The 11488-nt window shown below is 39.8% G+C and carries 9 protein-coding genes; 8 read left to right on the forward strand and 1 reads right to left on the reverse strand.

Annotated elements, in window-relative coordinates; translation table 11 throughout:
- The first annotated feature begins 100 nt into the window (after positions 1-100).
- From CXF64_RS18750 to CXF64_RS18760, 3 genes are all read left to right on the forward strand, one after another.
- The gene (locus CXF64_RS18750; RefSeq protein WP_133120256.1) at positions 101-3199 is read left to right on the forward strand and encodes an Ig-like domain-containing protein; all 3099 of its coding nucleotides are present in this window, start codon (positions 101-103) and stop codon (positions 3197-3199) included.
- Between the two features lie 541 nt (positions 3200-3740).
- Positions 3741-4238 carry a (2Fe-2S)-binding protein gene (locus CXF64_RS18755; protein WP_010555173.1) on the forward strand — a complete coding sequence of 166 codons (498 nt, stop codon included), beginning with the start codon at positions 3741-3743 and terminating at the stop codon, positions 4236-4238.
- Positions 4235-6496 carry a xanthine dehydrogenase family protein molybdopterin-binding subunit gene (locus tag CXF64_RS18760; RefSeq protein WP_101217758.1) on the forward strand — a complete coding sequence of 754 codons (2262 nt, stop codon included), beginning with the start codon at positions 4235-4237 and terminating at the stop codon, positions 6494-6496. The genes CXF64_RS18755 and CXF64_RS18760 overlap by 4 nt, the downstream gene beginning before the upstream one ends.
- A gap of 68 nt (positions 6497-6564) precedes the next feature.
- Here CXF64_RS18760 and CXF64_RS18765 read toward each other — a convergent pair whose 3' ends face one another.
- Positions 6565-6762, reverse strand: a complete 198-nt coding sequence (locus CXF64_RS18765; RefSeq protein WP_007581220.1) for a CsbD family protein — start codon at positions 6760-6762, stop codon at positions 6565-6567.
- Positions 6763-7041: 279 nt separating this feature from the next.
- On the opposite strand from CXF64_RS18765, the gene CXF64_RS18770 reads away from it, so the two are divergent.
- The 5 genes from CXF64_RS18770 (at position 7042) to CXF64_RS18790 (ending at position 11346) form a co-directional block, all read left to right on the forward strand.
- The gene (locus tag CXF64_RS18770; RefSeq protein ID WP_101217759.1) at positions 7042-7455 is read left to right on the forward strand and encodes a group II truncated hemoglobin; all 414 of its coding nucleotides are present in this window, start codon (positions 7042-7044) and stop codon (positions 7453-7455) included.
- Between the two features lie 83 nt (positions 7456-7538).
- The gene (hrpB, locus tag CXF64_RS18775; RefSeq protein WP_101217760.1) at positions 7539-9965 is read left to right on the forward strand and encodes an ATP-dependent helicase HrpB; all 2427 of its coding nucleotides are present in this window, start codon (positions 7539-7541) and stop codon (positions 9963-9965) included.
- Between the two features lie 73 nt (positions 9966-10038).
- Entirely contained in the window at positions 10039-10467 is a 429-nt protein-coding gene (locus CXF64_RS18780) for a hypothetical protein (RefSeq protein WP_101217761.1), read from the forward strand.
- A 54-nt stretch (positions 10468-10521) separates the two neighbouring features.
- A complete protein-coding gene (locus tag CXF64_RS18785; RefSeq protein ID WP_101217762.1) occupies positions 10522-10986 on the forward strand; it encodes a nuclear transport factor 2 family protein in 465 nt (154 codons plus the stop codon).
- Between the two features lie 15 nt (positions 10987-11001).
- Positions 11002-11346: a DUF6694 family lipoprotein gene (locus CXF64_RS18790; RefSeq protein WP_007581228.1), complete on the forward strand. Its 345-nt coding sequence runs from the start codon at positions 11002-11004 to the stop codon at positions 11344-11346.
- The last annotated feature ends 142 nt before the right edge of the window (positions 11347-11488 follow it).

Here is an 11488-nt window from a genome sequence, read left to right on the forward strand (position 1 = left end):
GCCTCTTTATTTCCGGTTGGTACTCTATATAATGCCGTGTTAATGGAACGTTGCAGTTGTAGTGACGTGATTAAATAAAGAAATACAAAGGATTATGGAATTGATTAAACTATCTTGCCTTACGTTGCTCATGATGGGCGCGTATTCAGTGAATGCCAATACTCACGCTCAGCCTATAAAAAACACTCAAGAAAATACTTACGGTGATGCTGTTTTAGTTAACGATCAAAAAATAAATTTTGATAAAGCTCATTTTGAAAGTTTACCTAAAAAACCTCTACTCGCGCCAATTATAAAAAATAATAGCCTTACTCAAGCTGCCTCAGACGAGGAAAGCATAGAGCTTAGTAGCGTATTTCGTGAATTTTCGTTAGGCAACTCAACAGGTCGAAAAGGCTTGTACGTGGCACCTTTGTCGGGTGTGGGTAGTAAGCACATTATATCCGCCCAAGAGAGCAATTTTAATATTATAGAATATGTAAAAGGTGCGTATGAAGTAACTGCACGCTACGACTTTGATGACTATATTGAAGATACCACGCTAATTAAAGATATAGTGGCAGATACATACTACTTATATGTTTTAGAAAATAACGCAGTACATAAAGTTAATTTAGTCACTCAAGAGATAGAGCTAAGTAAAGAGATTTATTACCCAAGAGCAGCAGATAAGTTTGATATAAACAACGATGGGCAAGATGAGCTTTTTGTTTATCAAAGTAGTAAGCTTTTTGTACTTAACTCGCTCGATTTATCTGAAATTGCAGTGCTTGAAAACGTACCACAAAATTTTGTGACAGGCTCGTTTACTGAGGCTAATGCAAAAGAAGTTTTATTTAGTGATGGTGCGGTTTATAGATTCGAAAATTCAGAATTTGTACTGCACAAACAACTTAGTGTAAGTATTAATGGCGAGCATTTAATTGCTGTTGATATTAATAACGACGGCTTAGATGAAGTGATTAATGGGCAAAGTTGGTACAGCATAGAAATGCTAAGCCCAAGCACTGAAAGCATTTTATGGACAGCCCAAAGCGACTTAGATATTGATAAAGTAATAGTTGCAGACATCGATAATGATGGTACCGACGATTTAGTTTACGGCGATGGTCAGTGGGGGAGTTTATATGCGCTTTCACTCACAACAGGCGTTGAGTTCTGGAGTATTAATAATCCAGAGCATGGTGTGTCGGGCATTGTTGTAGATGATCTTAACGGTGATGGTAAGCAAAATATTGCTTGGGGCTCAGGTTATTCTTCGTCAGGTGAAGATGGTTTTTATATTCACAACACGGATGACAAAACTCAACAGTGGGCTAAAGGCATTAAGTACTACTCAAATAAAGCGTTAGCACTTGCTGATATTAATAACAACGGAAGCTTAGATATACTTTATTCCGAGCGTGGCAGTAACGCTTTGCATATAGTAGATACACAAACTAATGAAAAAATACTTACAAATATAAGCGTTAATAACGATTGGGATAATAATAATTTAGTTACTACTGCTCAGCTGTTTGATGATGGTAAGAATTATATTATTGCAGGCAGCTCTGCTATATACGATGCGAATGTACAGGTGTTTTCACCTGAAACGGGTGAAGAGCTATTTCAAACATATCTTGGCGACGGAGACTACATTAGTACCTTAACAACGTTAGATATTAATAATGATGGCAAGCTAGAAATAATAGTAGGTAATGGTGCTGAGCATACAGGAAGTGAAGGTACCTTTTTTAAAGTATTAAATGGGCAAACTGGAGAGTTATTAAAGACATCGCCTCGCTTAGGATTTTATTGGGGCGGTATGAGTTCAATAGTAACTGGAGGCTTTCTTAATAACGAAAATATAGATGTGGTTAGTCTCGTTAGTGATTACCTCATTAGTTATGACTACTCTGAAAACACTATATCTAAAGTTGCTTTGGAGCAGAGCTTTAACGGTTTGGTTAACACTGTTATTAATGGAGAAGAAACTTTAGTTGCATCTACCTATAACGGCTCACTTTATAAAGTGGCATTAAATGGGCAGACAACATTAATTAGTGAAGTGTGCCAAAACACTTTAAATAACATTGTGTCTGTAAGAGCTGGGTTTGTGCAGTATTCGTGTTCAGATCTGTTTGGTGAATATAACCTAGATAGCAATGTGGTTTCATACACTGTTGAGCGTAATAATAATGACAGTTGGTTAGCAACTTCTACGTATAATAATGTTGATTATACCTTGTTGGCAGGTCAGTCATTGGAGGTGTTCTCTAATCAAGTTACTGAGCCTTTAGCTAAGCCTGAAGCAGTAAGTTACTCCGAACATGTTTTATCAAGCATACAAATAGACTTACCTGTATCAGGTGATATTGATTATGTAGTTTTAAATAAGAGGCCAACTCTGGGTAGGGTCGAATTTACCGACAGACAGGCGGGTCTATTAACTTATATACCATCGGGCGCTGTAGGCATTGACGAACTTAGTTACTACACTGTAAAAGCTCGTTCACGTTCAGCGTTATCAAGCTTAACGTTAGAGCTAAAAAATACAGCACCAACAGCAAATAATATGACACTGCAAACTCATTGGAATACACCGCTTAACTTTAATCTAGAAGGTATGGATGAAGACGCAGAGCAATTAGTATTTCAAATTAAAAATTCGCCTGCCCATGGGCAAATTCAGTTAATGGATTCTGCTTTAGGTAGCGTGACCTTTTCACCAAGTGGTGACTCGGTTGAGCCAGTATCAGTTAGCTTTACAGTGAAAGATTCTTTAGTTGAATCTGAGCTTCATAATGTTGTTATTGAACTTACAAATACAGCCCCACAAGCTCAAAATGTAACATATAACACCTCTTACAAGAGTGAAGTGAACGGTCGCTTTTCAGCATTAGATAGCGACAACGATACACTTGAATTTGAAGTGGTAACAGAGCCAAACTCAGGAACTCTAACATTTGAGCCTGATACTGGATTGTTTAAACTAACTCCTACGAGCGAATCCGATCATGTAGTAACGTTTAGCTATGTAGCTAAAGATAAATTTGATAGTTCAGCAGTTCAAACTGTGACTATAAACGTTGAAGGTAAGCAAGCTGCTGCGCTAGCGACTCCTTCATCTGATTCAGGCTCTAGCTCAGGTGGCAGTATTTATTACTTACTTACGCTGCTATCTGTGGTTTTATTTGGTAGACGCCGTTTTAATTAGTAGTTAAAAGCTTATTTACACTATCTAAAACCGCCAAATGGCGGTTTTTTATTTATTAATAATCTTTTTAAACTCAACGATTTATTGCTTACTTTTGTTGTAGGTATTGTATAACCCTACACTTTGCTTATAACGATGTGGTTACTTAATACGATTTTTGCTTAAATATATTGTAAGTTTTAACTTGGGTGTTTTTAGGCTTTTATTTAGGGCTGTTTATCTTTCGAGGTTTAACATGCACTGCCCCGAGGATTCTGCATAGGGGCAATTTACGCTTTGTTGTTTACAAACCTCCCGCCGCGATTAAATCTCCCCTAGATTGAGTGAACTTCAATCTAAAAAGGTCTGCAGTCCCTAGCCTAATACTAATAATCAGACGTTAATAATTTCAATGTGGTTTAAACGTTCTAATAATTAGTATTTTTATAAAACAGATCTAAGTGGTAGGCTAAAAGTAGTAAGTATAAAATAGTAAGTAATTAAAAATAGTTCTCGCGCAACAAGGAACCGTCCTTTAAAGCGCTTTGCCAAGGAGTTTTGTATGATTACGCTTACCATAAATGGTAATAAACATGAGTTTTCTGGCGATCCGTCAATGCCAGTATTATGGTATCTCCGAGACGAATTGAATTTAACTGGGCCTAAATTTGGCTGTGGTATGGCTCAGTGCGGTGCGTGTACAGTGCATATTGATGGGGTAGCTCAGCGCTCGTGTGTATTGCCTGTAGCGGCAGTAGCGGGTCTTTCAATTACAACAATTGAAGGGTTAAGCGAGCAGGGCGATCACCCAGTGCAACAAGCATGGGTTGAGCATAAAGTACCGCAGTGTGGTTTTTGCCAGTGCGGCCAAATGATGCAAGCTGCAAGCTTATTAGCTGCAAACCCAACCCCAACCGACGATGAAATAGTAAGTAATATGTCGGGCAATATTTGCCGTTGTGGTACATACCCGCGTATTCATAAAGCAATTAAATCAGCTGCTAAAACAATGGCGAGTGTTCAGTATTTCGACCCAAATGAACAAGGGGAAGAAGTATGAACCAAGATAATAAATATTTTGATTTAAATCGCCGTAAGTTTTTAAAAACCAGTGCAATAGGTGCGTTGGTACTCGGTACTTATTTTGTAGGCAGTGCGCCAAGAGCATTTGCGGGTGTGTTAGAGCAGCCATCTGAGCTGGCAAAACGCGCAAACTTATTTATTGCACTGCGCCCAGACGGCATGGTTGAAATAACGTGCCATCGCTCTGAAATGGGTCAGCAAATTCGCACCGCGATTGCACAAATAGTTGCCGATGAAATGGAAGCCGCGTGGGATAAGGTTATTGTTATTCAGGGTAAGGGCGATCCTAAATACGGCGATCAAAATACCGATGGCTCGCGCAGTATTCGCTACAACATGCAGCGCCTGCGTGAAATGGGCGCAAGTGTGCGTTACATGATGCAGCATGCTGCCGCTAAGCATTGGGGTGTAAAACCAGAAACATGTACCGCAGTACAGCACGTTGTTACTCACAGCTCAGGTAAATCACTTACTTATAAAGATTTAATCGACTTAGCATTTACAATAACGCCACCAGAAGCTGACAAACTAACACTTAAAACACGCAAAGAATGGCGTTATATTAATACCGGTATGGCGCACATAGATTTAGCCGATTTAGTAACAGGCAAAGCTATATTTGCAGCCGATGTACGCGAACCACAAGCGCTGGTGGCTATAATTGAACGCCCGCCGGTAGTAGGCGGTGTTGTTAAGTCATTTGATGCCAGTGCTACAAAAGCGATAAACGGCGTTATAGATGTTATTGAAATACCTGCACCAAAAGGCGCACCGCAGTTTCAGCCAAAAGGTGGCATTGCGATTATAGCTAAAAACACATGGGCTGCATGGCAAGGGCGTAAAGCATTAAAAGTGGTGTGGGATGATGGCAAAAATGGCGATTACAATTCAGAAGAATTTAAAAAGTCATTACTAAAAACAGTACAAACTCCACAGGCAAACATACGTGATAAAGGCGATGCCATGGGCGTGTTGGCTAAGTCGAGCAATAAATTGGTAGCAGATTATTACGCACCGCATCTTGCTCAAGCACCAATGGAGCCGCCTTGTGCAACAGCTATGTACAACAAAGACAGTGTTGATATATGGGCTGCTACGCAAAATCCACAAGCCGATATGAAAACAGTGGCGGCAATGCTTGGCATGGATGAGAGCAAAATTAATGTTCACGTTACCATGTTAGGAGGCGGTTTTGGGCGTAAGTCAAAACCTGACTTTTCAGCAGAAGCAGCTTACCTTTCAATGAAAGTAGGCAAACCTATTCGTGTGCAATGGACGCGTGAAGACGACATACAACATGGTTTTTACCATGCGGTTTCGGCTCAGCACATTGAAGCATCGCTAGATAAAAATGGCGCTATAGAATCTTATTTACACCGCACCGCGTTTTCACCGATCACCTCTACCTTTTCAGAAGGGGCGACTACGCCAGGAAGCTTTGAACTGCGCTTAGGATTTACCGATAACCCTATTAACACACCTAACATGAAGTTAGAAAACGGTGATGCGCCTGCTAAAGCACGAATTGGTTGGATGCGTTCTGTATCAAATATTTTTCATGCCTTTGCTATTCAGTCATTTATTGGTGAAGCAGCGCACAAAGCCGGTCGCGACCAAAAAGACTATTTACTAGACACTATAGGTCCGAGTCGTATTGTTGATGTAACAGAGCAAAATGCTACATACGATAATTACGGTGGCGATAAAGCGGTTTATCCTCTAGATATTGGCAGACTGCGCCATGTTATTGAAAAAGTAGCTGACATGAGTAAATGGGGGCGAGAGCTTCCTAAAGGTCGAGGTTTAGGAATAGCAGCACACAGAAGCTTTTTAACTTACGTAGCTACGGTAGTTGAAGTAGAAGTGTCGGATGCTGGCGATTTAAAAGTAATTAAGTCGTGGGTTGCCATTGATGCGGGTACGGTTGTAAACACCGACACCGTTAAAAACCAAACCCAAGGTGGCTCTATTTACGGGATTACAACTGCAATCAGCGATGGTATTACCTTTGATAAAGGCCGCGTACAGCAAAGTAATTTTCATGATTATCGCGTACCGCGTATGAGCGACTCACCTCTTGAGATTGACGTTGAAATTGTACAAAGTGATGCACCACCAGCAGGGGTAGGCGAGCCGTCTACACCAGTTTATACGCCAGCATTATGTAATGCTATTTTTGCAGCGTGCGGAAAGCGTATTAGGCAGTTACCGATTGGTAACCAATTAAAAGCGTAGCTAAATAACCTACAGCTTAAACAAAAAAACCGCCAAATGGCGGTTTTTTTAAAAGCGGTTAACGCGGTTTAACGACCTTTTTCAAACTCATCAACTTCACGCTCTGCTTCTTCTTTAGATTTACCGTATTGCTGCTGAATTTTACCAACTAGCTCTGTACGGCTACCTTCAATTTTATCTAAATCGTCGTTGGTAAGATCGCCCCATTTTTGTTGAGCCTTACCTTTAAGTTCTTTCCAATTACCTTCGATACGATCGCTGTTCATAAGTTTATCCTTACTTTAGGTTAGTGAATTAACTGTCAGTTATAAAGTAGCAAGCCTTGTACCAATGAATAATAATGGTTTTATTGTTTTTATTATCAGTTGGTTATATTTTCATGTTGAGCGATTTTTTTTTAATATTGAGCTTTTTATTAAAAAATATACATAGCAGCCTGTAATTATTGCTGACATAAATTAGGCCGCTTTGATGTAACTCATTCTTAAATTTTTGTTTTAAGCTAATATGCAGGTATTAAACAAAGTAGTTAAGCTGAGTGAGTTATGAATACTAAGACGTGTGAATATGGAGTGGGTGACTGCTCATACAAAATGGCAGGTGAGTTAGCAGGTATTACACAATTGGTGAATGCGTTTTACGATAATATGGACGCTTTAAAAGAGGCTGAAAATATAAGGAGTATGCATTCAAAAGACTTATCGGCATCGCGAAAAAAGCTCGCTTATTTTTTGTCGGGCTGGTTAGGTGGTCCTAAATTATACGCTGAACATTTTGGCAGTATTAACATTCCTCAAGCGCACAAACATTTACATGTAGGAATTGAGCAAAGTGATGCATGGCTTTTATGCATGCAAAAAGCGGTTGATGGGCAACCTTACGAAGCACCATTTAAAATTTACTTAATGCAGCAATTACGAGTGCCTGCAGATCGAATTAGAATGGTGTCGGGTAGTTAATAGCAATTATTAATAAGCATCTACCGCTGTGTCGCTGCGGTTTTTTGTTACAATGCCTGCAAAGCAATTTAGGGTAAATAGCTGTGCTGCCGGTTCAAGACATATATCAACAACTCGTTACTACATTACAAAGTAATCCTATTACGTTATTACAAGCGCCGCCTGGTGCGGGTAAATCTACGTGGTTGCCGCTGCAACTAATGCGCGATGGGCATTTTAAACGTATTGTAATGCTAGAGCCTCGCCGTTTAGCTGCTCGTAATATAGCCAGCTACCTAGCAAAGTGCCAAAACGAGAGTGTTGGGCAAAGTGTGGGCTTGCGGATTAGGGGCGAGAGTAAAGTAAGCGCTAATACGCGTCTTGAAATAGTTACCGAAGGCATGCTAACGCGCATGTTGCAAAACGACCCCGAATTAAGCGATATTGATTTACTGATATTTGATGAATTTCATGAGCGTTCAATTGCAGCCGATACCTCACTTGCCTTTGCGCTCGAGACCCAAAGTGCGCTGCGTGAAGATTTAACCATTATGCTTATGTCGGCAACTCTTGATACTGAGCGTTATACAGCGTTTTTTGACTGCCCTGTAATTCAATCAAGCGGTCGCAGCTACCCAATAGACGAAATATACATACCCATAAAAGATGAAAGCCGTTGGCTTGATGCAATTCCTACCATAATAAAACAAGCACTTAATGAGCAAACAGGTAGCGCATTGGTATTTTTACCTGGGCAATTTGAAATACTACGCGTGCAACAAGCACTTAGCGATTTACCCAGTAACTGCATAGTAGCAACGCTATTTGGCGAGCAAGATAAAGCTAATCAGCAAGCTGCTATTGCTCCTGCACCAAACGGCATGCGCAAAGTAGTGCTTACTACAAATGTAGCCGAAACCAGTTTAACTATTGAAGGCATACGCATTGTAATTGACAGCGGCAAGCGCCGTGCAGCGACCTTTAATTTAAAAACAGGGGTTACTGAGCTCACAACACAAAGTATATCGCGCTCGTCTGCTGTGCAACGTGCAGGGCGTGCAGGGCGAATAGAGCCGGGCATTGTTTATCGAATTGGCTCAAAGCAAACCTTTGAGCGACGTAATAGCCACGACAATCCCGAAATACTCACATCAGACATAAGCCAGCTTATGCTTGAGGCAAAGCAATGGGGAGCCAGTATTGATGAGCTAACCTTGCTCGATAAGCCCACTGAGCAGCAATGCGAGCAAGCAAGTAACCTGCTTAACATGCTAGAAGCCATTGATAGCAAAGGTAAGCTCACACCGCTTGGCAGTAAAATGTTAGGTTTTGGTGCTGATATTCGCTTGGCGCATATGCTATTAAAAGCACAAATACTTGATGACCAACTCCCTGGTACTTATCGCCTTGCTATTTATTTAGTAGCCTTGCTTGAAAGTCGAGTAAACAGTGCAAACGAGTTGAGTTTAGCGTTGCATAGCCAACAGCAACGTCCGCATCCAGTATTTAAGCAACAGTTAAAATATTGGCAAAGCCGCTTAAAAGTAAAAGACGAAAACAGCGAATTAAATACGCATTATATTAGTTTGCTAGTGGCATTGGCATACCCAGATCGTATTGCTAAAAAACGCGGTAATGGTTACCTACTTGCCAATGGTGCAGGTGCTGAGTTAAATGTCGATTACTGGCACAACGACGATTACTTAGCTATAGCAACCATGGGCGGGCACAAAGGAGGGCGTATATTTGCAGCCACAGCGCTTAACCCATTTGAGTTACAAGAATTTTTACCGCATTTATTTAGTGAACTTACTCGTTGTGAGTTTGATGAAAAATCAGCGCGCTTTATTCATCAAGATGAAGTAAAGCTCGGGGCTATAACGCTCAGCAGCCAGCCTAGTAAACAAAAACTAGATAAGAGCGAGCGCGCTAAAGCGTGGCTAAACTTATTTGCTAAACACGGTTTTGCATTATTTAACGAGCAACCTGATGCGCAGCAATTGCTGATACGTATGAGCTTAGCAAGTAATTTAATGCCTGATACATTCCCAAAAACAAATGAGCAACAACTCATTCAAAATGCAGCGCAGTGGCTAAGCGTGTTTTTAGAAGATATTAAAACGCTCACGCAGCTTAAAAAGTTTAACTACTTTGAAGCATTACAAAACTGTTTTGATTGGCAACAACAAACCGCTTTAAAAGCACTGTTACCACTGCGCTTAACGGTGCCAAGTGGCTCAAATATAAAAATAGAATACCAGCTTGATGGCCCCGCAAAGCTAAGCGTGCGTATGCAAGAAGTTTACGGCTTGACCAGTACGCCTATGCTTGCCAACGGTAAACTGCCACTGCTTATGGAGTTGTTATCGCCAGGTAAACGCTCACTGCAACTTACTCAAGATTTAGCACACTTTTGGGCTAGCAGTTACCGCGATGTGCAAAAGGAAATGAAAGGTCGTTACCCTAAGCATTTTTGGCCAGACGACCCTGCCAACAGCGTTGCAACCAACAGAGTAAAGAGCAAAATGTAATTTGCCGTATTTTATAACTTTATTTACTTTAAATAGTGTGTTTTTATATTAGAAACAATAAGGAATGTTAAAAATGAAAATAATATTTGCTGCTTTACTTCTATTCTCATCGGGTGTCAGTGCTAACAATTACCAAGAAGAAGTTGATAAATTTTTTGAATTGTACTCTGATGAAAAAATAAGCGATGCTGTTGATTCCATTTACGCAAGTAATAAATATGTGTCGTCGATACCTGATCAGGTAAAACAGATAAAAACACAGCTATCCTCACTTGATGATCTTGTTGGTGAAATTAATTTCATTAATAAGGTTTCTGATTATAAAGTTGGGGAGCTTTTTGTTCATGTAACCTACCTAGTAACCTACGATAGGCAGCCTATTCGTTTTGAATTTCAATTTTTTAAAGTGAAAGAAGGTTGGAGAATTTATTCAATGTCTTTTGATGACAATATTGATGAAGATATAAAAGAACTTGCAAGAAAAGCTGCGCTAAAAAATTAATGTATTAATAAATTTAGTCGTTTTAGTAAAAATACTTTTTTAAAAGTAATCGTTATGAAGTGCAAGCTAAGCTTTCTATTAATTATATTTTTTAGCTTTTCAGCCCGTGCCGATGAGACGTTAGACCTAAAGTTGTTTGCACAAAGTTATTACAACGCCATGACCGCCACACAAGCACCTAACGCAGGTGCTAAAGAGCTTGAGGCTTACCTTGCATTGTTAACCGATGATATTGGCAATCAGCATATTCCGTATCAACCGGATGACTCACGTACTCCAGATGGTAAAAAGCAGATGCGCAAAGGTATGAGTTTTTACTTAGGTGCGCACACGTTGTTTGAAAGCATACTGCTTAATACATTTGTGTTTAACGATACAGGCTTTGCTATTCGTTATAAAAACTATGTAAAAGGTATTCATCCGCAAAATAAACAGCCAATTGAGTATACCTCCACAATGATGGAAGTGATTGAAATTGAAAACGGCAAAGTGGCGATGATCCGCAAGTATCACGAATAACAAATAAGGATATATATGAAACATTTACTTATCGCATTATCAATATTAATGCTTAGTGCATGCGTTAGTACAAAAAATGATTTTAGATTTGATGGCTCCACACCAGAGACAACTCAAGTGGGAGTTAATAAAGTTTTAAAAGCATTAAAGCCTCAAGATTCCATGCGTTTTTTAGGCGCTTTAATCGCAATTCAATTTTCTGACGTGCAAAGCTTAGACGATATTATGGGCGACCCGACCATGATGGGGGAAATGAATTACTTTATTATTGGCAAAAAAATAGATGGTTTAAATTATTACGAAGTACTGGAGCTTGCGAGTTCGTCTCCATCAAAAGTTGAATTTTCTGTAGTGGAATAATTTCAGCTTTTTGTACTACTTTAAATGTGTAATACCAATCCGCAATAATACTTAATCATTTTGCGGGGCTAAACGTGTCGCTACCTGCGTTAAAAAATTCTCATTTAGAACAACTAAATAGCGAATTTTTTGCCTAGCTATC

The organism is Pseudoalteromonas sp. GutCa3 (genome assembly GCF_002836155.1).
In the GTDB taxonomy this organism is placed as follows: domain Bacteria; phylum Pseudomonadota; class Gammaproteobacteria; order Enterobacterales; family Alteromonadaceae; genus Pseudoalteromonas; species Pseudoalteromonas arctica.